The organism is Pseudomonas sp. QS1027 (assembly GCF_002814235.1).
Classification (GTDB): Bacteria; Pseudomonadota; Gammaproteobacteria; order Pseudomonadales; family Pseudomonadaceae; genus Aquipseudomonas.
In genome coordinates this window covers 94,088-120,302 of record NZ_PHSU01000003.1, presented here as the reverse complement: position 1 = coordinate 120,302, position 26,215 = coordinate 94,088, and the positions used below count along the sequence as shown (strand labels likewise).

The window sequence follows — 26,215 nt, the reverse complement described above, 5'->3', positions numbered from 1 at the left end:
ACCATGACCTATAGCGTCTCCCCCATCGGTTTCGTGCGCTCCTGCTTCAAGGAGAAGTTCGCCATCCCGCGCCAGCCACAGCTGGCGCCGGCGGCGCGCGGCGTACTGGAACTGGTCGCGCCGTTCGACCAGGGCGAGGCCGTGCAAGGGCTGGAGCAGGTCAGCCATGTCTGGCTGCTGTTCCTGTTCCATCAGGCCCTGGAAGACAAGCCACGCTTGAAGGTGCGCCCGCCGCGCCTGGGCGGCAACCAGTCCATGGGGGTCTTCGCCACTCGGGCGACCCACCGGCCGAACGGTATCGGTCAATCGGTGGTCAAGCTGGATCGGGTCGAAGCCCAGCGCCTGTGGATTTCCGGAATAGACCTGCTGGATGGCACGCCGATTCTCGATATCAAGCCGTATGTGCCCTACGCCGACATCATCCCTGGCGCCGTCAATGGCATCGCCAGCGCCGCACCGGCGCTGATTCCCGTGCTCTGGACGGACAACGCCCGGCAACAGGCCCACGGCCATGCACAGCGCCTGGATGAGCCGCTGGTCGAGCTGATCGAACAGTGTCTGGCCCAGGACCCCCGTCCGGCTTATCAGAAGCCAACGCCCGAACGGGAATACGGCGCCCAGTTCTGGGACCTGAATGTGCGCTGGCACTACCCCGAAACCGGGGTGATACGCGTACTGGAAGTGATTCCGGCCTGATAGAAACACCAGAAACGCAAAAGCCCGCGTTGCCTTTCCAGGCAACGCGGGCTTTTTGTTTCAACGCGGACGCTTTTTTCTGTGGGAGCAAGCTTGCTCGCGATGAACGATGACGCGGTGTACCTGATAAACCGCGTTGTCTGCATCGCCAGCAAGCCGGCTCCTACAAATAGGCCGGGGCCTATTTTTCGACGAACGCACGCTCGATCAGGTAATCGCCCGGCTCACGCATACGCGGCGAGACTTTCAGGCCGAAGCTGTTGAGCACTTCGCTGGTTTCGTCGAGCATGCTCGGGCTGCCGCACAGCATGGCGCGGTCGTCCTGCGGGTTGATCGGAGGCAGGCCGATGTCGCTGAACAGCTTGCCGCTGCGCATCAGGTCAGTCAGGCGGCCTTCGTTCTCGAACGGCTCGCGAGTCACGGTGGGGTAATAGATCAGCTTTTCACGCAGGGCTTCACCGAAGAACTCGTTCTGCGGCAGGTGCTCGGTGATGAACTCGCGGTAGGCCACTTCGTTGACGTAGCGTACGCCGTGGCACAGGATGACCTTCTCGAAACGCTCGTAGGTTTCCGGGTCCTGGATCACGCTCATGAAGGGCGCGAGGCCAGTACCGGTGCTGAGCAGGTACAGGTGCTTGCCCGGCTTGAGGTCGTCGAGCACCAGCGTACCCGTAGGCTTCTTGCTGATGATGATCTCGTCGCCTTCCTTCAGGTGCTGCAACTGGGAGGTCAACGGACCGTCCGGCACCTTGATGCTGAAGAATTCGAGATGCTCTTCCCAGTTCGGGCTGGCAATGGAATAAGCACGCATCAACGGTCGGCCATTTGGTTGCTGCAGGCCGATCATCACGAACTGACCGTTTTCAAAGCGCAGGCCCGGGTCGCGGGTGCACTTGAAGCTGAACAGAGTGTCGTTCCAGTGGTGAACACTGAGGACACGCTCGTGATTCATGTTGCTCATTGGGATGGGGCTCCTGGAAATTTGGCCTGCGCCGTCAATAAGAAGCGCGATTGCATAGCATTCTAATGGCGGCGACAATATCTGTTAACTGGATTATTAAGATAAGGGTTATCGGTTATATAGATATGCGATTTACTCTCCGTCAACTTCAGGTCTTCGTCGCCGTCGCCCAGCAGGAAAGCGTGTCCCGGGCAGCCGGGCTGCTGGCCTTGTCGCAATCCGCCGCGAGCACCTCGATCACCGAGCTGGAACGCCAGTCGAGCTGTCAATTGTTCGACCGCGCCGGCAAGCGCCTGAGCCTCAATGCCCTGGGCAAGCAGCTGTTGCCCCAGGCCGTGGCGCTGCTGGACCAGGCCAAGGAAATCGAGGACCTGCTCAACGGCAAGTCCGGTTTCGGCTCGCTGGCGGTGGGCGCCACCCTGACCATCGGCAACTACCTGGCGACCCTGTTGATCGGCAGCTTCATGCAGATCCACCCGGAAAGCCAGGTCAAGCTGCATGTACAGAACACCGCCAATATTGTGCAACAGGTCGCGCACTACGAAATTGACCTGGGTCTGATCGAAGGCGACTGCAGCCATCCGGACATCGAAGTGCAGACCTGGGTGGAAGACGAACTGGTGGTGTTCTGCGCGCCCCAGCACCCGCTGGCCCAGCGCGGCCAGGCCAGCATGGAAGAGCTGACCCGCGAGGCCTGGATCCTGCGCGAACAGGGCTCCGGCACGCGCCTGACCTTCGACCAGGCCATGCGTCATCATCGCAGCGCCCTGAATATCCGCCTGGAACTGGAGCACACCGAAGCGATCAAGCGTGCAGTGGAGTCGGGGCTGGGGATTGGCTGCATTTCGCGCCTGGCCCTGCGCGATGCGTTCCGCCGTGGCAGCCTGGTGGCGGTGGAAACCCCGGACCTGGACCTGTCGCGACAGTTCTATTTCATCTGGCACAAACAGAAATACCAGACTTCCGCCATGCGTGAATTCCTCGAACTGTGCCGTTCCTTCACCGCCGGGGTGCAGCGCAGCGACGAAATCGTCCTGCCGACCATTGCCTGACGTCACCGGCGTTTAAAACCGGTTTGACCTTTGAAGGGCGACGGCATAGGTAAGCAGTTGAGCGAAATGGAGCAGGGAAACCAATTCAACCGATGTCAAACAAAGACGAAAGAGTCCGCGATCACTGGCTCGAAATTGACTCAAGCTGTTGCAGCAGCAGCGCGGCCTGGGTCCGGGTGCGCACCCCGAGCTTGCGGAAAATCGCCGTGACGTGGGCCTTGATGGTCGCCTCCGAAACGCTCAATTCGTAGGCAATCTGTTTATTCAACAAACCTTCGCAGACCATGGTCAACACCCGGAACTGCTGGGGCGTCAAACTGGCGAGACCGGCACTGGCGGCCTTGGCTTCGGCGGACACGCTGACCGCTTCGAACGCCTGGGGCGGCCACCAGACATCGCCATCGAGGACACTGCGCACCGCTTGCTGGATCACTTCCAGGGAACTGGACTTGGGGATAAAGCCGCTGGCGCCGAACTCTCGGGAGCGTACCACCACCGAGGCTTCTTCCTGGGCCGAAACCATCACCACCGGAATCTGCGGGTATTGCCCGCGCAGCAGCACCAGGCCGGAGAAACCGTAGGCACCCGGCATATTCAGGTCCAGCAGGACCAGATCCCAGTCGGCTTTCTCGGTGAGGCGGGTTTCCAGCTCGGCAATGCTGGCCACTTCCACCAGTCGTACATCGGGCCCCAGGCCCAGGGTCAGTGCCTGATGCAAGGCACTGCGAAAAAGAGGATGGTCGTCGGCAATCAGGATGTCGTACGTGGTCATTTTTCCAATGATCCTGTTTTTATGCGTCTGGCTCGACGCTGTGCATCCACTAGATTACAGGAAAGTCTTCAGATGCTCGTGGGCTTCGTCTTCGGTGTTGATCGGCAGCTGAAACTTGGCGCCCAGGTAGTGCGCGGTAAACACGTCCAGTAACGCATCCAGCCCCTGGGCCGCACGGGTGTCGCCGGCCAGTTCCAGGCACAAGGCCGCGACTTCCGCAGTACAGAAATGATCATCGCGTTTGGAACGGCGCAGCTTGTAGCGCGACAGCTGTTCGGATTCCAGGCTCAACACCGGGAAACGCTCCAGATAAGGGCTCTTGCGAAACATCTTGCGCGCCTCGGTCCAAGTCGCATCCAGCAGGATGAACAACGGGCGCTTGCCGGGTGTCGGCTGTACCTGCGTCACTACCCGCTCCGGTGCCACGAACTCCCCGGGAAACACGATAAACGGCTGCCACTGCGGGTCGTCCAACAGGGCCAGCAGTTGCGGATCGACTTCGGTCCGCGACCAGCTGAAGGCGCTGGTGTCGGCGATCACATCAGCGATCAGCCAGCCGGTATTGCTCGGTTTCATCGGTTCGACGTCATGCATCAGCAGGCACATGGCCGAGTTCGAGGCTACCCTGGGGCGCCAGGCGCAGAGGCAATACTGTGGAATCACACGGCAGCCCGGGCAACGCTCGGCTCTCGATCCGCGAGCGAGGAAAGGTGTTTTTGCACGGGCCAGGCGCTCGGCACGCAAACGGGATACGGCGTGGCTCATCGCAAGAAACGCTGGCAGAAGAAAGGGCTGAACACGAACAATACGACTCGCAAGGGCAAAAGTGCGCGGAGTCTACCAGAGAGACAGGCAGCCTTTGAGCGCTCATCCGTCGACATTTCCGTCAGTCTCACCCTAGTAGGGCCTACAACCGCCCTCTATACTTCGCGGCCACTGAACGCACGCCCCGGTAACGGGTCGAAGCACCAGTTACCGAATCAGGAGAGTTGCATGCTACGCCTTATCGTACCGTCCCTGGCCCTTTTACTGGCCCTGCCCTTCAGTGCCCAGGCGGCGTCGCTGAAGGATTTCGAAGTGAACAAGATGCTCAAGGACGTGGCCGAGCAGAGTAACGAAGGCCTGCCCCGTGAACTCGACGAGAACATCCTCGATGTCGGCTACACCGTTGAAGGCAACGAGCTGATCGATCACCTGAGCGTCCAGGCCGATTACGCGCAAAATATGCGCGATAACGCCAAGGCGGTTTATCTGCAACTGGGCGCCAGCGTCTGCCGTAACGCCAACTACCGCAAGTTGATGGCCAAGGGCGCGGTCATGCGCTACGAGTTCACCGAGAACAAGACCAACCGTCCTGTGACCTCCGCCCGTTTCGTGGAAAGCGACTGCCCGACAGAAACCCCGGCGAAGAAGAAAAAATAACCCCTGCCGCCTCGCGCGCCGCCGTTCATCCTCGGCGCGCCGTTTCGCCCCCGCGCCTGCGCGCAGCGCCACTGACGAGCTGCTAAAGTCCTTTGCAAAGAGGCAATAAGCGGTTGCCAGACATGACTTTACAGGCTCATCATCAAATCGACATGGCACACATGCGACACATGCAGTGACGCGGCCTTGGCGAACTTTTCTTTCGGCCAAGCCAAGGGTTCCGTGCAGAAGGAGACGTTGAATGCCTTACGAACCGAATGACTTGCTATCCCGTCATTTCCAGAGCAACGGTATCGACCTGACCCGGGTCGAAGAACAACTCAACCAGGTTGCTCCCGATAGTCCGAATCTTGCGCTTTACCGAGACATGATGCTGACCGTCCTGCGCATGGCCCAGGATGACCGCAACCGCTGGAATGCCAAGATCGTCCTGCAAACCCTGCGTGAACTGGAAAACGCCTTTCGCGTGCTGGACCAGTTCAAGGGCCGGCGCAAGGTCACCGTGTTCGGCTCGGCGCGAACGCCCACCGAACACCCGCTTTATGCACAGGCCCGTGCACTGGGAACAGCGCTGGCACGCTCCAATCTGATGGTGATCACCGGTGGCGGTGGCGGCATCATGGCTGCGGCCCACGAAGGGGCCGGGCTGGAACACAGCCTCGGGTTCAACATCACCCTGCCCTTCGAACAGCATGCGAACTCAACCGTGGATGGCACGCAGAACCTGCTGTCCTTCCACTTCTTCTTCACCCGCAAGCTGTTCTTCGTCAAGGAAGCCGATGCGTTGGTGCTCTGCCCAGGCGGTTTTGGCACCCTCGATGAAGCACTGGAAGTGCTGACCCTGATCCAGACCGGCAAAAGCCCGCTGGTTCCGGTGATTCTGCTGGATGCCCCTGGGGGCAGCTTCTGGCAGAGCGCGCTGGATTTCATCAGCAATCAACTGGAAGCCAATCACTACATCCTGCCCCACGACCTGAAGCTGATGCGCCTGGTCTACAGTGCCGATGAGGCCGTGGAAGAGATCAAGCAGTTCTACAGCAACTTCCACTCCAGCCGCTGGCTGAAGAAGCAGTTTGTGATCCGCATGAACCATCCCCTCAGCGAGCGGGCGCTAGAGCAAGTGCAGGGGGAATTTGCCGACCTGTGTCTCAGTGGCCACTTTCAGCAAAGTGCCCATGTCGACCAGGAGCACGATGAGCCGCAGTTCAGTCATTTGACCTGCTTGTCGTTTGCCTTTACGGCACGGGATCAAGGACGCCTGCGGATGCTGGTGGACTTTATCAACCGGACAGAAAACTGGAGCAAGGCCAAGGCACCAGCGCAGGAGCGCACACGCGAGCCGATCAAGGCGACGTGATTATCACCCTTGCCTCAGTCATCCAGCCCACGGCCGCTGAACAGGCGGCCGATCATTTCCATGGAATAACCCCGATAACTCAGGAAGCGTCCCTGTTGGGCACGCTCACGGGCATCAATGGGTAAATGCCCGGCGAATTTTCGGCGCCAGGTGTCTTCCAACTGGGCTTGCCAGTTGAAACCGCTTTCACGCAGGGCCAGTTCGATGTCGGCACGTTGCAGGCCGCGCTGGCTCAGCTCTTCGCGAATGCGCAAAGGGCCGTAGCCGGAACGGGCACGGTAGGAAACGAAGCTTTCAAGGTAACGGGATTCGGACAGCAGCCCCTCTTCCGTCAGGCGGTCGAGTTCTGTGTCGATCATTTCAGGAGAGGCGCCGCGCTGACGCAGTTTACGCGTCAGTTCGACTCGACCGTGCTCGCGTCGCGCGAGCAGGTCCATGGCAGTGCGCCGTACGGCGACCGGGGTATCCAGTACGGCGGTCATTGCTTTACTCAGAGGTCAGCGTCAGCCAGGTCGTCTTCGGTTGCGACGACAGCAGCCGCACCAGAGTTGGCCTTGGTGTCTACGCCTGGAGTCAGCAGCTTGTCACGCAGTTGCTTCTCGAGGGTCGCGGCGATTTCCGGGTTGTCCGCCAGGAACTTGGCCGAGTTGGCCTTGCCCTGACCGATCTTGCTGCCGTTGTAGCTGTACCAGGCACCGGATTTCTCGACAAAGCCGTGCAACACGCCCAGGTCGATCATCTCACCGTTGAGGTAGATGCCCTTGCCGTAAAGGATCTGGAACTCGGCCTGACGGAACGGCGAAGCCACCTTGTTCTTCACGACCTTGACGCGGGTTTCGCTGCCGACCACTTCGTCGCCTTCCTTCACCGCGCCGGTACGGCGGATGTCCAGGCGCACCGAGGCGTAGAACTTCAGCGCGTTACCACCGGTGGTGGTTTCCGGGCTGCCGAACATCACGCCGATCTTCATGCGGATCTGGTTGATGAAGATCACCAGGCAGTTGGCGTTCTTGATGTTACCGGTAATTTTACGCAGGGCCTGGGACATCAGACGGGCTTGCAGACCGACGTGCATGTCACCCATTTCGCCTTCGATTTCCGCTTTTGGCACCAGGGCGGCCACGGAGTCGACGATGATCACGTCTACCGCGTTGGAGCGCACCAGCATGTCGGTGATTTCCAGGGCCTGTTCGCCGGTGTCCGGCTGGGACACCAGCAGGTCGTCGACGTTGACGCCCAGCTTGCCGGCGTATTCAGGGTCCAGGGCGTGTTCGGCGTCGACGAAGGCGCAGGTCGCACCGGCTTTTTGCGCCTGGGCGATGACGGAAAGCGTCAGGGTGGTCTTACCCGAGGATTCCGGACCGTAGATCTCTACGATACGGCCTTTCGGCAGACCGCCGATGCCCAGCGCGATGTCCAGGCCCAGGGAACCGGTGGAGATCGCCGGGATCGCCTGACGGTCATGATCGCCCATCCGCATTACGGCACCCTTGCCGAATTGACGTTCGATCTGACCCAAGGCCGCAGCCAAGGCTTTCTTCTTGTTGTCGTCCATTAAAGTCCTCACGTAATCAATAAGGCCTGACGGCCAACACCTGTATAAGTAGCCAGTATTATTCCACAGCGTTGGCGGATCGCCTACCCCTGATTTGCGATTTCTGCTTCCGCCCGTCGTAACAGGCCTTCCAGGGCGGCCAGAACCGTTTGTCGACGGACTGCATCGCGGTCGCCGGGAAAGTGCCGGCGCTCGGCGCTCACGTCGTCGCCACAGCCCCAGGCCAGCCAGACGGTACCCACCGGTTTCTCGGCGGAACCGCCATCCGGCCCGGCCACGCCGCTGACCGCCACGGCGAAGCGCGCGTTGCTGTGGGCCTGGGCACCCCGGACCATGGCTTCGACCACTTCCCGGCTGACAGCGCCGACTTGGGCGAACAAGGACTCCGGTACTTTCAACTGGAGGCTTTTCTGCCGATTGGAGTACGTGACATAACCGGCTTCGAACCACGCCGAGCTGCCGGGAATCCGCGTGATCGCCTCGGCGATACCGCCGCCGGTACAGGACTCGGCAGTGGTGACATCAGTCTCGAGCGTCTGCAAGCGCTTGCCGAGTTCAGCGGCAAGCCGGGTGATTTCGTCCATGTTCCTCTCCTGGTCGAGGCACAACGGAGCCCATGCAGGAGCTGGCTTGCCAGCGATAACGAGGGTGAATTCACCGCCGTCATCGCCAGCAAGCCGGCTCCTACAGGTTTCCGTATACCCGAGGTTCGGTTGTGCAAAATGAACACCCTACACGAGCGGACCGCGCTTTCAAGACACGAGATTGCTTCCGGATGTCAGTGGGAGACCGCCCCGGCATAGGCCTGACATGCCTTCAGCTCAATCAGGGCGCGGTCGCCGTCGTCGGTGATGGCGATAATTCGTTGAGCATGCGCCGGGTCAAGTCGGGCTCTTGTGGCTGCATGAACCACGCCGCCGGCGCTGGCGGTGGCTGGCACGTCACAGCCACTGGCAGGATCGTTGGTGTCGAGGAGGACTGACAGCCGCAGATCAGCAGTGGCAATACGATCACGCAGGCGAGCTTGATCCTGTTGCACATCGTTCAGTTCCTTCGAATGGGTTTGGTCGCTGACCTGGAGCCGCTGCTCCAGGGCTTGGCGTTTATCCTGCTCGGCGCGCTGTTGCGCGGCCGCGGCGAGGGAAATCTGGTTGAGCGTGTCGGCCTGCAACCGGGCTTGATGCTCCAGTTGCTGGCCGTAACGCCAGTCTTGAATGTGCCAGGCGCAGGCCGCCGCACCACCGGCCAACAAGGCCAGCAGTGCGACGACAACGCCCAGGCGCCAGGGCGCCGGGATCAGGTCGAGGAGGCGCATAGCACCGCCCTCGCCCGGGCCCAGATTTGCAGTCGATCTTCGAGGCCGTTCAGGCCGCCGTTGATCTTGCGGGTGATGCTGTTGAACTGATCGGCGTCGGCCAGTGCGTTCAACCCTTGTTGCTCCCAGAACCAGGCCGCCGACTCGGCGGCCCATTGCGGTTGTTCCAGCAGTTCCGGTTGCTGCAACAGGCGTTCGTCGCCGAACAACCCGAGGCTGCATTGGCGATAGTTACTGCGACCGGTGATCTGGATCAGCCCGCGACCGCGATAGAGCTGGCCATCGCCGTCGGCATCCGGGGTGTTGCCCAGACGGATGGCCAGGGGCCCCGTATCGTATTTGCTCAGATATTGATCACTGCCCAACTCCCGCACGTAACGCAGTTGCGCGGATTCATGGCCCACCTGGGCCAGGAAGGCGGCGATGCGTTTTGGGGTGTTGATCTGGTGATCTGCCATGGCGGCGTTGAGGGGAGATACGTAAACGCCAGCGTTAAGGCCGGCGCTGGGGAAGATCTGCAGCAACTGCTGCTGGGTGATGGGCATGGCTTTCTCCGAGCACAAAAAAACCGCTCGATGCGGCTGGTGGCGATCAGGACTCAGGGAGTAATGGTGGCGGCGGTGTTTCGAGGGCATCAAGCCGCGCCGCAACATTACCGGGTAAGGTCTCGATTGCGATCTCTTCCATCGTGTCGGCGTTTTTCAGCTTGCCCTCGTGATATACAACTGCGAACGGCGGGTCGGGGTATTTAACCCATTCCCACAGACCAGTCGGGCGTGCGATCCAGTCGCCGAAACGATCCGGTCGCGTGGCTGGCCACTGCTCACTCATCAGGATCCAGCCAGCCACCATCGGCTCACTTGGTGCCCAGTCATCAGCAACCGTGAAATTTGTTGGAGCGTCGATAAGTCCATAGCAAAGCATCATGCCCCCCCTGGGGCTGCCGGCCATTCGATAGTTTTGGGGAAACCTGCCTCAGTGCTCACGCGATTTACAGCAACCCGATATTCCTTCCAAAGCTTCAGGCTTGCCGTGTCGTCGGCGGTCGCCGTGCCAAGGTCAACTGCGTCTTGTAGAGGTGCGATGCGCAGACTGGCAGTGGCAAGCAGAGAGTCGCGCTCAGAATTTTTTGCGGCTAATACTTGCTCAGGACTGGGTTCGTTTGCAGCGGCTTGAACTGCACGCGCTTCTGCATCAGTAATCTCAACGGAGCCGTCGGGCAACATATACGCGAAAACGGCATCGTCGAGAAAGTGAATTCCATTATTGGTATCTTTGTAATATGGCATATTTATTTCCTTATCGAATTTCGACCCAAAGAGATGATGCGCCACTCGTCACGTATGACTCACCGGGTAGAACCATAGCTGAAATTCCGCCAGCGCCCGATGTAGGATTGGTATACCAACACGCAGGAAAGTTCATAGTAACACTCCCAACCTTTAGTGTGCCTATACCATTAAGTGTATTCGACGCACCATTTTCTATGTAAAGCCAAATAGGACGCCCAGTAGTATTGTAATAAACTGTTCCAGCAACTCGCGTAGTTCCGACAGCAAAAACCTGTCGTGTCTGCCCAACCCCAATCCCAGACATATCAATGGCATACCAACCTGCCGCCCCATTTGAGGCAAGAGTAACCCAAGCGCCAGTGGAAAGGGGAAGCGTTGTGTTTACCGCAGGCAAAAGGATGCTGTCAGACCCAGCAGCAACAATCGTCATACCACCCGCGCCGAAGCTCCAGAATTTTATAAGAGACTTTGCCGGCATACTTGAAGCGGGCGGCAAAGTTACATTGATCGTCGCCGTGCTTGTAGCAACAACAAGAGCGCCAGCATGGGTAGAGGCCGTAAGCGTTGTGCTCGCACTAAGTCCAAACGTACCACTGAACTGAAATCCAACCCCTTGAACGAATGCAGTCGTTGCGAGTTTTGCTGAATTATCAAATTGTGACGGGGTTACACCAAATGCGTTCGGCAGCTGATCAAGCAAAACAATGTCGGTGCCGTCATAAACTGCATCGGTCAATTGCCCTTGGATGACAGCAGCGACTTTGTTCCCACTGGCATCGTATTGCATGATGTTCTTCGGGCCAAGGCCCGAGATGTTCATCTTGTCTGAGCCGGCACCTCCCGAATGGAATTTCACCTGAAATCGCTGATTCGCTACATATGAAGTGATCGCGGGCACGGGGGATAACGTGAACTGGGGCGCAGTGCCAGAAGTAGTGAAAGCAACCAATGCCTGGCCCTGGACTGCACCAGCTATCTTTTTTGGCGTGACGATTGTCGTATCATCAACACCCAAATTTGTCTGAGCCTGGGTTGCAATTTTCGCCACCCCCGAAACAATTTCAGAGGTGGGAACTACTGATTTTGAAACTCGCAGATCGGCGATGCTCACAATGGCATCTTTCAGCTGAGTACTATTATTTTCATCCGGGAGAGCATTGGCTGAGAGGATCACCGACAAAACCTCGTCCGTCACCGCATTACCCCACTCAGCAGGAATCAGGGATCCCGGCGTACCGGTCAGCGGATTGTCATCTACAAACTTCCCATTGACCAACCCTACCCCAGGCACATTTTTTGGATAATCCATTGCTACCACCTCAACGCATAATCATTATGAAACATATCAAACTTCAAAAACTAACGCCCAACATAGATATTTAGTGCATTAAACAGCAGCAAGCAATGTTGCTAAAAAATCTGGTTGAACCGGGCGATCAGACTCGGTAGGAAACTTGCTGCCCACCGACTCTGGCCAATCGCGCAACGCTTGCCTATAAACCTGGAGCAAGCGGTATTGCTCAGCCGTCAAGGTTGTCACAGCACCGATCTCAATCTGATCTCTATGCCTCGCCACCGCGCCATCTGTCTGCGCCAGTACACCATTACGCCAGCTCCTGGCAGACGCCTCCAACTCCGAGCCCAAGGGTCCCGGTGGAGGCTGTACTTCCGGAAGACCATCCTTCCCGGTTCCGATTACCATAAACTGCGGCAACGCCGCATCCAGTGTTGTAAATAACGCAGCATGATCAGTGTCGGAATACTCGACCCATGACGGGTCAACCTGATTAAACGAAAACATCCAGCGCTCATCACTCTCATTAAACTTAGCGTACATATCAGTACCCCTTCACCACGTAAGTGGATGCGAATGTAATTGCAGAGGCCCAGTTATAAATAGTCAGTCCGCTCAGACTTCTTGCCACCCCGACTCCACCTCCAGGATTACTATTATTGGCACTGCCTATAGGTGTCACCGAGCACGTTAAAATTGTGCTGGGAAAAACAAGAGGGAATGTGACGCTTCCTGAAGCGCCAGCAACAATGGAGCCGCTTGTTCCCCACTGTTCAAGCAGGTAGCCCGTCGGGCTACTGCTATCGGGATAGCGCTTCCATCCGGTTGTATTCAAACTGGAAAGTGATGCATTGGCGTAGGCGGCCTGCGCGGAACCATCTATGGCATACCAGATCGCATCGCTATTGGAGGTCAGCGTCAGGGAATCGCCTGTGGCAAGGGACAGTCCATTGAGAATAAATGGCGTCACAATCGTGTCAGACCCCGCCCGCACCAGACTCATTGGCGATGGGCCGTAGTTCCAGAACTTGATCACCGAGCCGTAAGGCATGCTGCGAGCTGCGGGCAGCACGACGTTGATGGGGGAATTACTGGCCCCGATAATCAGCCGGCCCGCATGGCTAGCGGCCAATACCGCACTGCTGGAGAAAACAGTCAATCCACTGAACTGAAGACCAACTGACTGTACAAAGGCAGTCGTCGCCAGCTTGAGGCTGTTATCGAATTGCGGTGCCGTCGTGCCGATGGGGCCGGCCAACTGTCCCAACTGAAGGGCATGTTGACTCTGGGTTGCCGGGACAACCTGTTGTGCCCCCCCGGAACCATCGATCAAGACCCAGGCACCGCCACCAATAGAGCTGTTGTACTGAACCCATGCTTCACCATTGGCGACAATCTCGCCCCCCTGAAGCGCAGAGTGCGCGCCGCCGACAACAGGTTTGGCACCGATACCGTTCGGATTGAACGTGCTGGCACCGGTGTTGGCGTTAGCGGCCTTGAAACGCAGGACGGTTCCATCTACAAGCTGGGTAATAGCTGGCGAGTAAGCTGCAATGTAGGTGTTGGCACTTCCCGTATCCGAAGCATAATTGCCCGTACTCGCTTGTCCAACCTTGCGGATGGCTGCCAGCAATTGCGTGGTGTCAGACTCATCCGGAGCTAGGCCGGCGCCCTGAATCACGTTGAGCATCTCCAACGTGACCGAATTGCCCCAAACCGCCGGAATCAACGATCCAGGCGAACCATTCAACGGGTTCTCATCGACAAACTTGCCATTCACCAGCCCAACGCTGGGCACGCTTTTTGGGTAATCCACGCGTCTATCCTCTAGTCATAATTGATGTGCACGAGCGTATGAGCTGGTGCGGCACGATGTATCAGGCATTCCAGGGCGCTGCCGGGGTTGGCTCCAAAACGCTCGCCCCAATAACTAGCACCAAAACGCCTCCCCATAAGCAGTCGCCCACCTGTGTTGAGCGTCCACATGAACTGCGCCTGCCAGGTGCCGAAGCGCGCCTTGCCGAACCGCGACCGGCCCATGCGCGGGGCTTGCAGTTCAGTCACACTGGCATTCGGATAACCCTGGCTACGAGCGATGTCGATGAAGTAGCCGACGCTCTGGTCGCCCACCGCCAACAGCCGCCGACGCACCGCCACACGGCGATCGTCGAACAAAGGGGTGGGCCCCAGGCACGGGTCGGGCAGGCTCATCACCCGCTCCCAATCCGGCACCAGTTCACTGACCGTCACCGGGTCCACTTCGTTGATCAGGTCCACGGCCCGGGCATCAACCCGCGCCAGTTCCTGGGCGATACCCAGCAGTACCTGCTGGATCTCCGGCACTTGCTCCGGGTCCCAGGCCGGCCCCGCTGGCAGCAAGCTGCGCAACTGCTCCTGGTATTGCTCGGCCGTTCTTACTCCAGCCATACGCAACCTCCGAAGGTCAGCAACTGGTTGGTGGCGGCTGGCACATCGGCGGACGGCGAAACCAGCAGGTGATCCTGCTCGCCGCTGGCACTGCTGATGGACTCGGCGATATGGGTCAGCAACAGTGTTTCACCCAGGCCAGCCTCACGATCATGCAGGTCCTGCAACTCGGCCTCGACGGCAGCACGGATGGCGGTGGTATCCGGGATCAGGCGCAAGGTGTAGGTCACCGGTACCAACACCGGCGCCAGCACATGCAACTCGGCGGTCACCGGACGCAAGGGGTCGATATAGGCCTGGACCAACGCCAGTTGACCATCATCCGGCAGCGGCACCGGATCGTCGTCGCGCATCACGAACAAACCGACGGTGCCCGGCCCCAGGTAGCTACCGCGACACCAGGCCCGGGTAATCCCCGGACATTCCAGTGCCCAGGTTTCGTAGTCCGCCGCCGAACCGCCATTGGGAATAATGCGGTAGGAGCTAATCACCCGAGCCCGCAACGATTCGATACTTTCCGCCGCGACACCACCGCTCAAGCCCGGATCCAGCACCGTGAAGGTATTACCGATCCCTTGCACCGGCTGCACCGGAAACAAAGTCAAACCGGCATCACCATTACCCAGGCTGCCGGCGTCCAGCGCCTGGATCGGTGCAATATTGGTCCCCCCGCTGGTGGTGCCACCCACCGTCACGGTGTAACTGCGCCCATCACTGGTCTGCAGCAAGGTCCCGGCATCAAGCACCGCCCCCGCCGCAGCGGTATAGCTGACACTGCCGCTGGCCGCTTGCGCCGCCTTGCGGGGCTGATGCAAACGCAGTGCGGCAATACGTTCCAGGGTGGTGTCATCGGCGGTGTCGGGGAGGATCTGATCGGCGATCCAGTCGAGGTAGCCGTAGAGGCCGAAGGCCGCACCACTCAAGGTGCGGGCCAGGACCTGTGCATCGGACTGGCGCAGCGAATCGCCGGCCAGGTCGCCTTGGGTGCGGTTGATCAACACCGGCAGCGAAGGGGTTTCAAACGGCATAAGTCACCTGCCAACTATGGTTCGGGTTGATATCCAGGCGCTCGCCGCTGGCCAGGGTCAGAACCGTACGCAGGTTCAGTCGCTGGGCGTCGAGCCGTTCGGTTTGAATGTCGATGGCGCTGCAATGGCCGTCGTCGAGCAGCCATTGCAAGGCTTCCCGGGCATAGAACTCGGCGTCGAGCTGGGTCTGCGCGGTGAGCTTGACCCGCCGCAACAGCCACAGCCGCGAACCGATACGGTCGTCGGTCACCGAGGGAAAACTGTCGCCCCACCAACCGAAACGCTCGTCGTCATCGATCGGGTCATCGGTATTGGCGCGACGCCAGGTAAACAGGCTGATCAGCACCGAACGGGTCAGCGCCGTCTTCAGGTCGTTGGACACGAACATCAGGCACCTCCCGTCGGCGCGCCGGTCTGGCCGTTACCCGGCTGGATGCCGCCGTGCACATGCTTCATCTGGCTGATACCACCGGCGACCTGATCGCCCTGGGAGACGATCTTGCCGGTCTGGGTCAGGCTCGGGGTGTCGATGTTCACCGCGGTACCGGCGCGAATGTTCAGGGTGCCGGTTTCGATATCGATGATCCGGCCACGCTTGAAATGGATCTTGTCGCCCTCGTCGGTGTAGAGGGCGATTTCGCCGGGGGCGAGGTTCTGCAGGCGGTAACGGCGGTCGGCGACCACCAGGACGATAGCGTGGGAACGGTCGCCGCCGAGAAAGGTGGCGATGCCCTCGGCGCCGGCCAGCGGGTTGCTGGTGAAGCCGTAGGGCTCGAAGTGCTCCATGTCGTCGTTCACTTCACCGGCGGTCAGGCGCATTTGCAGCGATTGCAGTTTGTTGGCCGAGTTGGCGAGCACGACAGTGCCGCGCGCCAGCAGGCGTGTCAGTAGGCTCATGGGAATTCCTTGGGCAAACGGGGTGATTACTTCTTGGCCTTTGCCGGTGTGGCATCGAAGACCTGCGGCGGCGCCACGACCAGGGTGGTGATCGAGCCCTGTGCGGACAACGAATACGTCACCTTGGAGATGAGCATGTCCTGGTCCACGTCCAGCACCGGATCCTTCACCCGCACGGTCAGGTTGTGTCGCCACAGATCACCGTTGGACTGTCGCCAGCCCTGCACGGTGTAGGTGGTCGTCAGGGCCTTGGCGCGGCGTGTCGCCCGTTCCCAGTCAGCCCGTTGCTGGGCCAGGACCGGAGTGATCTGCGCGCTTTCGCTGATCACCGTCACGCGCTTGCGATCCGGATTGGCCTCGCTGGACACCCCGGAGACTTCGCTCACCGCACTGCCGCTGTTCTGGTCGCTGCCCTTGTGCTGGCCGATCACCCGGTACTCGGAGAACACCGCGCTGTAGTCCCTCGCCGTATTGGCCGAAAGAATGTTCTTGCCCAGTTCCAGTACATCAGTCGCCTTCCCGGCACTTCCGGGCTTGGCGAGTACCAGGTTGCCGGCCGCGTCATCGGTGGAGAACACCCGATACAAAGTCAGTAACCGATCGATGGACTTGAACACCGTCTCACCCGGCACGATGCTGTGAGTCTGCAGTTTGGTGGTTTCCGGGATCTCGCTGCGCACAGTGATCTTGTAGGGTTTGGCCAGCGCCTCGACGATCTTCAGCAGGCTCTGTTCACGCCATTGGCTCGGCTGGTTGATGGCCGCGCAATCCACCAGGTCCTGGGTCAGCGAACTGCCCTCGACGGTCAGGCTGATCTGATTGCCGTCATAGCTGATGGGCGCCTTGAACACGTAACCGGTCAGGACCTGGTCACAGCCGATCATGACCGAACAACGGGCACCGGCCTTGATCGGCAGGGCCTGGGTCTGTCCCGGCCATTTCCAGGTGATACCGAGCTTGAAGGTACGGAACTGACGCTCGAGATCGGCCGTGATCTCGATGGTCTTCCAGCCCTCATAACTCAGGCCGTCGACCAACAGGACGACGGCGTTGTCGATGTCGTTCATGACTTACTCCTTGGAGACCTGCAACGGTACCGGCGGTATGAAACCTGGGTGCGAAATCCGGTTGCGCTGCACCACCTCACCCACCCGCGTGGCATCACCGAGCTTCTGGTAAGACACGACCAGGGCCGGCTGGGTACTCTGGGGCGTCAGGTCAACCAGCGGCACCCCGTTGGAAGCCACCGCGTTGAGATGCTGCGTTAGCGCCTGGCGAACGGTACTGAGTGCCTGGTACTGCACCGCGTCGGCCTTGAGCGCCGCCTGCCAGATCACATCGTTGAGGCTGTCACGCAGCGCCAGCACATCGTCGACCACCGGCACATCGGCCCGTTGCACCGGTTGCTGGGCTTGTTGGGCCAGCGACGGTGTGGTCGTCAGTTTCACCGCCGGCGTCGCCACCGGGATCATTGACACAAACTGGGAGATCTGGACCAGCAAGGCATCCTGGATCAGGTTCACCGTGGCCTGTGAGGCCGCGGCGGAGTCCTTGCCAATGGTCAGTTTTGACGCGTCGAGGGACTTGGCGTCCTCGACCTGTTTTGAGAGATCAGCCAGCATTCCGTGATAGCCCTGGACGGCAAAATCCTTCAAACCCCGAACTTCGCCCACAACACTCTTGACTTCGCCCACCAATCCGTTGAATTCGCCCAGCACGCTTTTAACCGCGGCGCTCACTTGCTGGGGGAACTCCTTGACCGTGCGAACCAGGGCGTAGATGTTCGCGTACGTATTGATCAGTGGTTGCAATTCGTGCTCGATCGCCTGGTAGGCCGAGGTAATCCCCTTGCGCAGGTTTTCCAGGCCGATCCGCGCCCGGTTGATCTGCGACATCGCCCCATCGAAACGCGCCACCGAAGAGTCGAGCAATTTGTCCGACGCCACCTGCAATTGCTTCTGGGTGTCGACGACGGCCTTGGGGAACTGCAGCGGCTCATCCGGATAGAACTTCAGGCTGAAAGTCACCAACCCGCCATCCTTGCGGGTCTGGGTCATCTCGCATTCACCGACCTTGACCTGCATCCGTCCCTGCCACGGGTGAACCAGTTCGCCGCTCCCCTCCTCCAGCGCCTTGAGCAGCGCGTCGCGCTTCTCGAGACAATCGGCGCCAACGATAAAAGCAGTCAGGTCATAGATCTTCGACTGTTGGCCGAGCCCTTCAAAAAACGGCCGATCACGCTGCGGGTATTCATGTAACTGGCCTTTCTGGCCGACCGGGTTTTTCGCCTGGTCGACCCAGAATGGCACGCCGCGAAACGACGCCGGCAACAAACGATCACGCCAGCTAGTCGCCATAGGCACCTCCGTAGGAAAGCGAGCGATAGCCGACGCGAGGCGTCAGGTCCAGGCCCGGTTGATTGGTTTGCGCTTGATCGACGCGCAAGCCCGCTGGCGCGTCCTTGAAGTTCACGGTCAAGCCGCCTTCGAGTTGCGTACGGTTGTTGGCGGCGGTTTGTTGGACAAGGCCGCTGCCGTTGCTCGTCAGGCCGGAGTCAGTGCTGCCCGATGAGTCGCCCCAGTTCCAGAAGGAAGAACCGCTGTCATTGGCCGCCTTGGCATTACTGGCCTCCTGTTGCTGCGCCAGGCCATCGACCTTGCCGGTGACCTTGGCGACAAAGTCACCGAAACCACCACTGAACAACTCCTTGATCGGCGTGATGAAGGTTTGCAACTTGCTCCACCAGCCAGCGAACCAGGCGACAATCGGATCCCAGTTCTTGATGATCATCCCCAGTGGAGACCAGTCGAACATCGTCTGGAAAAAGTCCATGACAGGTGTCGCCAGGCTTTGCAGTACGCCCCACAAGTCAGAAAAGACCTTGCTGATGGGTTCCCAGTTGGCGACGATCTGTCCGACAGGAGACCAGTCGAACAGCGTCTGGAAGAAGTCCTTGAGCAACTGCGCTGGGTCTTGCAGCGCGGCCCAGATCGTGTCGAAGTAAGCGCTGATAGCGCCCCAGTTATTGATGACCAGCCCCAACGGTGACCAGTCGAACAGCATCTTGAGGAAGTCTACCGCCGGTGCGCTGGCGATTTTGATCGTGTCCCAGAGCTCGCCGAAAAAGGCACTGATCGCCCCCCAGTTATTGACGATCATCCCCAGCGGCGACCAGTCGAAGATCTCCTTGAGAAAGTCCATCACCGGCACGGCCAAGGCCTTGAGCAATCGCCAGATCGAATCGAAGAGCCCCGTCACAGGTCCCCAGTTGTCGATGACCAGGCCCAGTGGCGTCCAGGAAAACAGCTCCTTGAAAAAGTCGAACACCGAAGTGGCTGCCGTCGTGATCGACTCCCAAAGGCCGGCGAAAAATACGCTGATCGTCTCCCAGCCCGCGGTAATCATCGGCATTGGCGACCAATCGAGCACCGCCTGCAGCCCCGACATGAAGCTGGCTGCCATGCCTTTGATGTCGCCCCAAAGCGCGCTGAAAAAGCCCGAAATCGGTTTCCAGTAAGCAACGATCAGCGCCGCGGCAAGGGCAAAGCCCACCACGACCAAACCGATCGGCGAAGCGAGCACACCCACCACCGCTGCCACCCCGGCCACCGCACCTTGCAGGACGGTGAACGCCACCGCCCCCGCTGCCAGGCCCTGGACCAGATTCGGATTGGCCGCCACGAACTCGGCGACGCGGCTCACCAGCGGCACCAAAGCCGTCACTACGGAATTCACCACAGGCAACAAGCCCTGGCCGAATTTCAGGGAAACCTTGTCGACCGCTTCACTCAAGCTCGCCAGATTTTTTGCCGTGGGCCCTAAATCAGATCCCTCGGCGCCCTTGCGAGCCTTGGCCAGCTTGTTTTCCGCCTCGATCGCAGCCTTGACGCCCTCGACAAAAGGGGCGGCCAAGCCTTCGCCCTTGAACAGCTCCGAGAGATCCAGCTCGCCCAGGCCGCTGTCCTCCAGGCTCTTTTTGAAACTTTCGACTTTCTTGCTGACCCCTGACATGTCGTCGTCCATTTTCTGGACGCCATTCACGACAAGGGCCATGTTCACAACCGTCTGGGGATTCGCCGTGAGCGTATTAGTTGTCGTAGCCATCACTGCACCTGCTGCATCGCATTGATCCGTTGCGCGTGCTCCAGGGATTCCCGGAGCACATCCAGTGGCCTGGCCATCATCTGTTCGGGGTCAACCTTCCAGAACCAGGCCAGGTCATAGGCGACCGCAATCAGCTCGCCGATGGCTGCGATGCCGCACTCATGAAAAAACCCGCCACCGCCCAGCTCAAGGTATTGAGGTCGGACAGGTCCAGCTGGTTGACCGACGACGGCGGGATGCCGGCGCAGACGGCGATGTACTTGGCCGCGACATCCATGTCGAGGCTGACGTCTTCGCCCTTGTCGATCTTGTACGGCAGCGCCTTGATCGCCCGCACCTCCTGCACCGTCGGACGGCGCAGGGTGAGTTCGCTCAGGGGTTCGCCGTGGGCCTCGATGGGCACCTGCAACTTCACTGGATCAGTCATTGCCAGGTCCCCTTGATGCCTTCGAATTTCAGCGCGATGGTTGCGTCGTCACCCTTGGCAGACGGGGTGTCGCTCAGATAGGCACCGGCCAGGACGTAGACCTTGCCATTGCTGAATTCGCAGGTGACGGTCATGTCGGTACCGGCGACCAGTTGCTTGAGCGGGAAGTCCGGCGTGTACAGCGCGGTTACCGCGAAAGTGGGAGCGACGTCGGTTTCCTTGTAGAAACCCGGCACGACCGTTTCCCGTTTGACGAACATCAGCGGGGCTTCGCAGCCGCCATTGATAGTCAGTTGAGCGCCGTCCACTTTGACGTAGCAGGTGCCCGCAATCAGTTGACCCATGGTGTATCTCCTTGCAATAAAAAGCCCGCATCGAGCGGGCTGGGGTTACGCAGTGTGGGCAGGCGATCAGGCCGCCGCGTCGTACTGCAGGCGGAACTGGTTGAGCAGCGCGAACACACGCAGGCCGTTGATGTAGTCCGGCGGGAACAGCACGTTGACCCGGCTCGGGTCCTGGCTGTCGCGCTCGACGATCAGGTGATCGGCGAACATCTCGGCGTTCTCCACGTGACCTTCCAGTTCGAGCTTGGCGTACTGGGCAATCAGTTCACCGCGGATGGTGCTCGGGGTGAGGATCGGCTGGCCGGCGCCGAAGCGGGTGCCATCGTCCGCGAGCTTGTGGCGACCGTACTTGCTGGTGATCACGCTTTGCAGACGGCGCACGATAAAGGCCGACTGGTGCATGGTCTCGCTGTCCAGGTAGGAGTTGTCCGCCTGGCCGTAAGCGTTTTTCTGGTAGGTGGTGATCGCCCGCTGGATGCGCACGTAACCGCCTTCGTAGTACGCGGTGGCGAGACCGTAGCTGAGCAGCGACTGACGTTCGGTCAGGGTGAAGCGCTCGCTGGCTGCGGCAGGATCGATACCCGCCAGGCTACCGCTCTGGGTCGGGCGACTGGCGTCGGCGGAGATGAACACCGAAGTCCGCGCGGCCAATGCGGCAGCCTGGACCCAGACCGGTTGTGGCACACCTGGCTCCATGGCCAGGATGGTCACGTGCTGATCGTTGCGGGTTTGACCGGCAGCCACCAGGGTGCCGACAGTACCGCGCTTGGCGGTGTAGACATGACCGAACAGCTGCTTGGACCAGGACCAGCGACCGACACTGTCGTCCATCGCCGATTGCCAGGCATTCAGGGTCGCCACATCGGACCAGGGCTGGCAGATGAACTCGAACGGTTCATCGCCGAGCGCCGCAAGTGCGGCCACCTGATCCGGCACACCGGTGCCACCGGCCATTGGCGCGGGAACGATGGTCAGGCCGGCCGGAGTCTGCTCGCCATTGCTCTTGCCCAAGCGATTGAACTGCAGGCTGATGTCGTTGCCGCTGTCACCGGTCCATTTGCAGCTCAGGGTCACGGTGCCATCGACGGCCACGGCGCTGACCGGCAGGTCGGTCGCAGCGTTGACTTGCAGTGCCAGGGTGGTAGCGGCTTGGGCGGCGGTCGCCCCGTTGACCACGGCGGCCTGCACCCGCACACCACCGACATACAGGTTGAGCACGCCGCTTTCAGTGGCAGCGCCAGTCAGTTTCAGATCGGCCTTGGCGATGCTGCCCACGGTGCTGCGCAGCGGCAGGCACCAGATCTCGCCGACGGGATCGGTCTTGCGCCAGGTGTCATACATCGAGGCGAGCATGGAACCCTGGCCACCAATGCTTTTCGCCAGGGCGACGCTGGAAACCAGCACCAGGCTGCCGACTTCGGTGCTGGTGGCGTTGTCGTTGACCTGGGCGACGATCAGGCCACGCAGGGTCGACGACGCGCTATTGGCCGCCGAGTTGTCCATTTCGGCGTAGAACAGCGGAACACGCAGGTCCGCGGGGATATTGCTGAATCCGATAGCCATTATTGGGCATCCTGTGGTTGTGCCGCTTGCACGGCGTTGAGGGTGATATCGCCATCCGCCAGACGACGGCGCCACCAGGCGCTGTCGGCCACTTCACGGCCTTCGAGCGGTAGCAGGTCGCCGGCTTCCGGGTCCGGTACGGTGCGGCCTGGGGCCGGCACTACGGTGATGCGTTGGGTCATTGCGTTACGTCTCCAGAGAAAGTCAGCTCCAGGCGCCCGTCAGGGCCTGGGCGGTGCAGATTGGGGTCGGCGGGATCGATGGCATCGACCTTCACCGTGACCCCGGTAAAAGACGGCAAGCCGTCCAATTCACGCTCGTGCCAGGTTTCGGCCGGGTCCGTGGAGCGATTGCGCCCCAGTTGGAACTCGGCGAAGAAATGCAGGCTATAGAGCAGGCGGCTGGCGTTGATAGAGATCAGTTCGCCGCCGTCGTATTCGATGGGGTTGTAATAGGTGTCGGGTTTGAAGCCGACCAGGGCCCGCCAGAGTTCGGCGCGCAGGCTGTGGAGTTGGTCGAAGGCTTGGGCACCGTTGCTGGCGTCGAGCACCAGGGTCAGTTCCAGGCGATCGGTCAGGGTTTGCCGGGCGACATTTTGTGAAGCGTCCTTGCTCGCCAGGTCGGTCATCACGGTGACGAAGGCCGCCGGGGTTTGCGGCGTGGTGTTGCTTTGCAACAGGTCGAGATCAAGGCCGGTCGAGATATGTTGGGCAAGACTGGGGCATTGCGCACGCAGTTGCGTGAGAATCGGGGTGATGTTCATGGGGGTTCACCGGGTAGCAGATCTATGGTCCCTCCCATTTTTGCGATACGAATTAACGGACGATGGGGTTGGCTTGCTTAAATCCATCCGGCGTCGATCTGTGGCATGCCCCTCGCTACGATGAGAGTCACACCTGACGCCCCTGAAAAAACCGGCGGTTTCCAAACCGGATTTATTGACCGACTCTTCGTCAGACCAGTGGGGCGTTCACGTCATCCGTTGTTCAACTATCGGAAAACTGAAGGGTGCTCAGGGGGTTAGCAACAACAGAGGCGATGCCGAAAACGAAAAGCCAGCACGATAGCGAGGCCTTGAACTAGAGCAGACTGCGGAAATTAAAACTCGTCAGAGAAGCCCCACAGTATCGGCAGGCTTCATTCAGCCAATTGCTGACCGGATTAAGGAAGAAGGTCGTAGGTCACAAAAGCACGACCATTACCACCCGCCCCCATCACCGCCCACAATCCTTGACCAGCAGGGATCGCCACTTGGAACGGCAGGGTCGCCGCAGCGCCGGGGAACCCGCCGCCGCCAGTCGGAGCCGAGCCACGAACCGAAAGGATGGCCGGCACGTTGATATTGTAATAATCCGTGGGAGCAGTCGTGCCGATGGCCAGAGCCCCAAACGAAGGCCCAATATGCATGGTTGCGGTCCGGACGATGGCACCGTTTACGTTCTGCGCCGGCGTAAACATCACCGAAACACCTTCACCGGAAAACGTTTTGAAATTTGCTCCAATTGGTTCAGCCATTTTTTCACCTATTGAGTCGAATGATTTGTCACGGAGAATTCCGCTTTGATTGACGGGGTCGACAGGCGATCATTCGCCTCCAGAAAGCCCGCGTCCTTGCGGGCTGGGTCCTGCTCTCGGCCCCAGTAGCTCCAGTCCCTTGGCAATATGGTTGGGAGACCTATCCGGCTATTGCTCCGGCCGGGTCTCCGGAGGAGGTACTTCGTCCACCCCCAGGCGCTTGGCCGCCCAGCGCTCATAAAGGCCGATAGCGGCGTCCGCACCGGCCATCGCGGTCAAGCAGCCAAAAGCACCGGCGGTCCAGATCGACACGCCGGCGGCATACAGCAGCATGATGGTCGACACGCCGCAGACCATGCAGGCCCCGGAACGCAATACCAGCCGCCGCAATAGCACCCAGCCGCGGGCACCGTCCTTGTCGGCGCGCCACATTTCGCCGGAAACACCGCCGACCACGGCCAGCAGGATGACCAGCCAGATAGGCATGTCCACCAACGCTTGTTGCTCGCTCGTCATGTCACGCCTCCTGCAATAAAAAAGGGCCATTCATTGGCCAGTGATGGTTTGGGCTTGTTGTTCAAGGTGAAGGGTTCTCTTGAGAGCCCGCGTTCGGTGGGCATTCCAAAAAGCCCGGTCGCCCAGGCTTTTCAGTAATACGGTCCTGATGTCCAGCCTTGAAGCCGATCGCGTTTTGCGCGATGAGGACTCCCGGCCGGACACCTGATCTTTCGGCGCTACTGGCGCGGTACGGATCGATTCAAATTGTTCTTCCGACCGCGACCCTGTCCGCCGGATAACTGCTTACGGTGCTTTACGCTGCACACCCGGGTCAGTTGCCAACCCTCTGAACCGTCAAGGCCGGTTCATCGCTGCCTGTTCTTTGAAGCGGTGCTACTAAAGAGCGGTGGGTTGCCCCTGGCATCTCTGCCTGTCACCGACCTTTCTGGCCGGCTTGAGACAAAGAATATGCATGTATGCATATACAGTCAATGCACAAATGCATTTATTTGTGCATGGCGTTTGCGTAAATGCATGGAAGCCATGCAGATCAAGGGTTGGAGCTTTTTTGCGGCCGAAAAAAAACCCACATGCCTGTGGGTTTTTTCTCAATCAGAAGCACTTAGCGGGCGTACATGCCCCACCAGAAGACATGACCGAGGATGGTGATCTGCTCTTCCTGGATCTCCTGGAAGCTGTAGTCCTCATCCGGGTGTTCGTCGCGATTGAAGCTGCGCAGGCGGATCCCGGTCGGCAGGCGATAAAGCTGCTTCACCCGCAGCTGACCGTTGTGGTTGATGGCGTAAAGGTCCCCGTCGACGATATCCCCTATGGCGCTCTTGCCGGCGTTGACCCCGACCGTGGCGCCGTCGCGCAGCACCGGCAACATGCTGTTGCCGCGCACGGTCACGCATTTGGCCTGGTCGAACTGCACGCCGTTGTGGCGCAGGCTGCGCTTGCCGAAACGCAGGCTGGCCTTCTCGCTCTCTTCTATGACGAATCTTCCTGATCCAGCGGCCAATTCAACCTCGCGAAGAAAGGGGACCGACACTTCGTCTTCATCGACGGGCGTATCGTCGTCCCACAGGCTTATATCCTTGAGTTCGGAGTGCGGCGTGCCCTGCTCCTGATCCCGGGCAGCGGCAACCGGTGCGCGTCCGCGCAACTGGTCGGTGCTGATGCCGAAATACTCGGCGATCTTCGAGATGTGCTTGTCCGAAGGATCGACGATCTTCCCGCTGAGGATGCGCGACAGGGTGGATTGGGGCACGCCGGTACGACGGTGAAGCTCCGTGGGGGAGATCCCGTGACGGTCGAGCAGTGCTCGTAGGACGGTAGAAACGTTGCGTATTTGCATAATGCGCATATTGCTTGCGCTTTTCGGGAATGGCAAATGCTGATTTGCATATTTTATGCATAGATATATGCATGGACATCCAGTAAGCCTGATATTCCTATGCGCTTTCATTCCTCCCCATCCGGATAGGCTTGAAAAGGCCATATCAGCGGACATCCAACCACCCGTGTTAACCTTGCCGCCATCGAAAAAGTCCCGCGCCAGGCGCCCGACTTCGCACTCCACTCAAAACGAATCCGCCTAAGTATCCGATGAGTAAAAATAGCCCGATCTGTCCTCCCACACCCCGATTGTGCTGGGGTATGTGGCAGCTCGGGCAGGAAAGGCCCGTGATTGCTG

At 59.8% G+C, this 26,215-nt stretch carries 31 protein-coding genes and 1 pseudogene; 4 read left to right on the top strand and 28 right to left on the bottom strand.

All coding sequences use genetic code 11. The features are described 5' to 3' along the window. The first annotated feature begins 3 nt into the window (after positions 1 to 3). The gene (gene tsaA / locus CWE01_RS01165) at positions 4 to 696 is read left to right on the top strand and encodes a tRNA (N6-threonylcarbamoyladenosine(37)-N6)-methyltransferase TrmO (protein WP_100938687.1); all 693 of its coding nucleotides are present in this window, start codon (positions 4 to 6) and stop codon (positions 694 to 696) included. Between the two features lie 181 nt (positions 697 to 877). On the opposite strand, the gene fpr is transcribed toward tsaA, so the two are convergent. Next, positions 878 to 1,657, bottom strand: a complete 780-nt coding sequence (gene fpr, locus CWE01_RS01160; protein WP_019827846.1) for a ferredoxin-NADP reductase — start codon at positions 1,655 to 1,657, stop codon at positions 878 to 880. Between the two features lie 125 nt (positions 1,658 to 1,782). Here fpr and CWE01_RS01155 point away from each other — a divergent pair, with 125 nt between their 5' ends. Beyond that, positions 1,783 to 2,709, top strand: a complete 927-nt coding sequence (locus CWE01_RS01155) for a LysR family transcriptional regulator (RefSeq protein WP_100938686.1) — start codon at positions 1,783 to 1,785, stop codon at positions 2,707 to 2,709. A 121-nt stretch (positions 2,710 to 2,830) separates the two neighbouring features. Here the strand turns inward: CWE01_RS01155 and erdR are convergent, their stop codons facing one another. Next, the gene (gene erdR / locus CWE01_RS01150) at positions 2,831 to 3,481 is read right to left on the bottom strand and encodes a response regulator transcription factor ErdR (RefSeq protein WP_100938685.1); all 651 of its coding nucleotides are present in this window, start codon (positions 3,479 to 3,481) and stop codon (positions 2,831 to 2,833) included. Between the two features lie 54 nt (positions 3,482 to 3,535). Further along, positions 3,536 to 4,246, bottom strand: coding sequence for a tRNA-uridine aminocarboxypropyltransferase (locus CWE01_RS01145; RefSeq protein ID WP_100938684.1), 711 nt, complete (start codon positions 4,244 to 4,246; stop codon positions 3,536 to 3,538). A 228-nt stretch (positions 4,247 to 4,474) separates the two neighbouring features. Here CWE01_RS01145 and CWE01_RS01140 point away from each other — a divergent pair, with 228 nt between their 5' ends. Both CWE01_RS01140 and CWE01_RS01135 read left to right on the top strand, forming a co-directional pair. Next, entirely contained in the window at positions 4,475 to 4,903 is a 429-nt protein-coding gene (locus CWE01_RS01140) for a PA3611 family quorum-sensing-regulated virulence factor (RefSeq protein WP_100938683.1), read from the top strand. A 241-nt stretch (positions 4,904 to 5,144) separates the two neighbouring features. Then, positions 5,145 to 6,260, top strand: a complete 1,116-nt coding sequence (locus tag CWE01_RS01135) for an LOG family protein (protein ID WP_100938682.1) — start codon at positions 5,145 to 5,147, stop codon at positions 6,258 to 6,260. A gap of 14 nt (positions 6,261 to 6,274) precedes the next feature. Here the strand turns inward: CWE01_RS01135 and recX are convergent, their stop codons facing one another. From recX to CWE01_RS01010, 25 genes and pseudogenes are all read right to left on the bottom strand, one after another. Continuing rightward, complete coding sequence (gene recX / locus CWE01_RS01130; protein ID WP_100938681.1) at positions 6,275 to 6,742, bottom strand: recombination regulator RecX; 468 nt, start codon at positions 6,740 to 6,742, stop codon at positions 6,275 to 6,277. An 8-nt stretch (positions 6,743 to 6,750) separates the two neighbouring features. Next, positions 6,751 to 7,815 (bottom strand): recombinase RecA, encoded by a 1,065-nt coding sequence (recA, locus tag CWE01_RS01125; RefSeq protein WP_100938680.1) that lies wholly within the window; start codon positions 7,813 to 7,815, stop codon positions 6,751 to 6,753. 83 nt (positions 7,816 to 7,898) lie between these two features. Then, positions 7,899 to 8,399 carry a CinA family protein gene (locus tag CWE01_RS01120; protein ID WP_100938679.1) on the bottom strand — a complete coding sequence of 167 codons (501 nt, stop codon included), beginning with the start codon at positions 8,397 to 8,399 and terminating at the stop codon, positions 7,899 to 7,901. A 194-nt stretch (positions 8,400 to 8,593) separates the two neighbouring features. Further along, positions 8,594 to 9,130: a lysis system i-spanin subunit Rz gene (locus CWE01_RS01115; protein WP_100938678.1), complete on the bottom strand. Its 537-nt coding sequence runs from the start codon at positions 9,128 to 9,130 to the stop codon at positions 8,594 to 8,596. After that, the gene (locus tag CWE01_RS01110) at positions 9,112 to 9,675 is read right to left on the bottom strand and encodes a glycoside hydrolase family 19 protein (protein ID WP_100938677.1); all 564 of its coding nucleotides are present in this window, start codon (positions 9,673 to 9,675) and stop codon (positions 9,112 to 9,114) included. Before CWE01_RS01110 ends, CWE01_RS01115 begins: the two co-directional genes overlap by 19 nt. 46 nt (positions 9,676 to 9,721) lie before the next feature. Further along, positions 9,722 to 10,057: a hypothetical protein gene (locus tag CWE01_RS01105; protein WP_157815174.1), complete on the bottom strand. Its 336-nt coding sequence runs from the start codon at positions 10,055 to 10,057 to the stop codon at positions 9,722 to 9,724. Then, positions 10,054 to 10,419 carry a tail fiber assembly protein gene (locus tag CWE01_RS01100; RefSeq protein ID WP_100938675.1) on the bottom strand — a complete coding sequence of 122 codons (366 nt, stop codon included), beginning with the start codon at positions 10,417 to 10,419 and terminating at the stop codon, positions 10,054 to 10,056. Before CWE01_RS01100 ends, CWE01_RS01105 begins: the two co-directional genes overlap by 4 nt. 10 nt (positions 10,420 to 10,429) lie before the next feature. Further along, positions 10,430 to 11,731 carry a hypothetical protein gene (locus CWE01_RS33730; RefSeq protein WP_256346818.1) on the bottom strand — a complete coding sequence of 434 codons (1,302 nt, stop codon included), beginning with the start codon at positions 11,729 to 11,731 and terminating at the stop codon, positions 10,430 to 10,432. Positions 11,732 to 11,809: 78 nt separating this feature from the next. Then, complete coding sequence (locus tag CWE01_RS01090; protein WP_100938674.1) at positions 11,810 to 12,259, bottom strand: phage tail assembly chaperone; 450 nt, start codon at positions 12,257 to 12,259, stop codon at positions 11,810 to 11,812. Positions 12,260 to 13,334: 1,075 nt separating this feature from the next. Next, positions 13,335 to 13,532 (bottom strand): annotated as a pseudogene (locus tag CWE01_RS01085) (phage tail protein); the annotation flags it as partial. 11 nt (positions 13,533 to 13,543) lie between these two features. Then, on the bottom strand, positions 13,544 to 14,143 hold the full coding sequence (locus CWE01_RS01080) for a YmfQ family protein (protein ID WP_100938673.1): 600 nt from the start codon (positions 14,141 to 14,143) through the stop codon (positions 13,544 to 13,546). Further along, positions 14,131 to 15,171: a baseplate J/gp47 family protein gene (locus tag CWE01_RS01075; RefSeq protein ID WP_100938672.1), complete on the bottom strand. Its 1,041-nt coding sequence runs from the start codon at positions 15,169 to 15,171 to the stop codon at positions 14,131 to 14,133. The genes CWE01_RS01080 and CWE01_RS01075 overlap by 13 nt, the downstream gene beginning before the upstream one ends. Continuing rightward, positions 15,161 to 15,559 (bottom strand): phage GP46 family protein, encoded by a 399-nt coding sequence (locus tag CWE01_RS01070; RefSeq protein ID WP_100938671.1) that lies wholly within the window; start codon positions 15,557 to 15,559, stop codon positions 15,161 to 15,163. Before CWE01_RS01070 ends, CWE01_RS01075 begins: the two co-directional genes overlap by 11 nt. Beyond that, entirely contained in the window at positions 15,559 to 16,068 is a 510-nt protein-coding gene (locus tag CWE01_RS01065; RefSeq protein WP_100938670.1) for a phage baseplate assembly protein V, read from the bottom strand. The genes CWE01_RS01070 and CWE01_RS01065 overlap by 1 nt, the downstream gene beginning before the upstream one ends. 26 nt (positions 16,069 to 16,094) lie before the next feature. Further along, positions 16,095 to 17,135: a phage baseplate assembly protein gene (locus CWE01_RS01060; protein ID WP_100938669.1), complete on the bottom strand. Its 1,041-nt coding sequence runs from the start codon at positions 17,133 to 17,135 to the stop codon at positions 16,095 to 16,097. 3 nt (positions 17,136 to 17,138) lie between these two features. Further along, entirely contained in the window at positions 17,139 to 18,425 is a 1,287-nt protein-coding gene (locus tag CWE01_RS01055) for a DNA circularization protein (protein WP_100938668.1), read from the bottom strand. Continuing rightward, positions 18,415 to 20,121 carry a phage tail protein gene (locus tag CWE01_RS01050; protein WP_256579296.1) on the bottom strand — a complete coding sequence of 569 codons (1,707 nt, stop codon included), beginning with the start codon at positions 20,119 to 20,121 and terminating at the stop codon, positions 18,415 to 18,417. Before CWE01_RS01050 ends, CWE01_RS01055 begins: the two co-directional genes overlap by 11 nt. Positions 20,122 to 20,302: 181 nt before the next feature. Then, positions 20,303 to 20,599 carry a phage tail assembly protein gene (locus tag CWE01_RS01045; RefSeq protein ID WP_100938666.1) on the bottom strand — a complete coding sequence of 99 codons (297 nt, stop codon included), beginning with the start codon at positions 20,597 to 20,599 and terminating at the stop codon, positions 20,303 to 20,305. Beyond that, the gene (locus tag CWE01_RS01040) at positions 20,596 to 20,943 is read right to left on the bottom strand and encodes a phage tail tube protein (RefSeq protein ID WP_100938665.1); all 348 of its coding nucleotides are present in this window, start codon (positions 20,941 to 20,943) and stop codon (positions 20,596 to 20,598) included. Before CWE01_RS01040 ends, CWE01_RS01045 begins: the two co-directional genes overlap by 4 nt. A 66-nt stretch (positions 20,944 to 21,009) precedes the next feature. After that, positions 21,010 to 22,506, bottom strand: coding sequence for a phage tail sheath subtilisin-like domain-containing protein (locus CWE01_RS01035; RefSeq protein ID WP_100938664.1), 1,497 nt, complete (start codon positions 22,504 to 22,506; stop codon positions 21,010 to 21,012). Then, complete coding sequence (locus CWE01_RS01030; protein WP_100938663.1) at positions 22,506 to 22,688, bottom strand: DUF2635 domain-containing protein; 183 nt, start codon at positions 22,686 to 22,688, stop codon at positions 22,506 to 22,508. The genes CWE01_RS01035 and CWE01_RS01030 overlap by 1 nt, the downstream gene beginning before the upstream one ends. Beyond that, positions 22,685 to 23,269, bottom strand: coding sequence for a hypothetical protein (locus tag CWE01_RS01025; RefSeq protein ID WP_100938662.1), 585 nt, complete (start codon positions 23,267 to 23,269; stop codon positions 22,685 to 22,687). The genes CWE01_RS01030 and CWE01_RS01025 overlap by 4 nt, the downstream gene beginning before the upstream one ends. 398 nt (positions 23,270 to 23,667) lie before the next feature. Continuing rightward, on the bottom strand, positions 23,668 to 24,021 hold the full coding sequence (locus CWE01_RS01020; RefSeq protein ID WP_157815173.1) for a hypothetical protein: 354 nt from the start codon (positions 24,019 to 24,021) through the stop codon (positions 23,668 to 23,670). Between the two features lie 168 nt (positions 24,022 to 24,189). Then, positions 24,190 to 24,537 (bottom strand): phage holin family protein, encoded by a 348-nt coding sequence (locus tag CWE01_RS01015; protein WP_100938660.1) that lies wholly within the window; start codon positions 24,535 to 24,537, stop codon positions 24,190 to 24,192. A 604-nt stretch (positions 24,538 to 25,141) separates the two neighbouring features. Beyond that, a complete protein-coding gene (locus CWE01_RS01010) occupies positions 25,142 to 25,885 on the bottom strand; it encodes an XRE family transcriptional regulator (protein WP_100938659.1) in 744 nt (247 codons plus the stop codon). Positions 25,886 to 26,215: the final 330 nt, after the last annotated feature.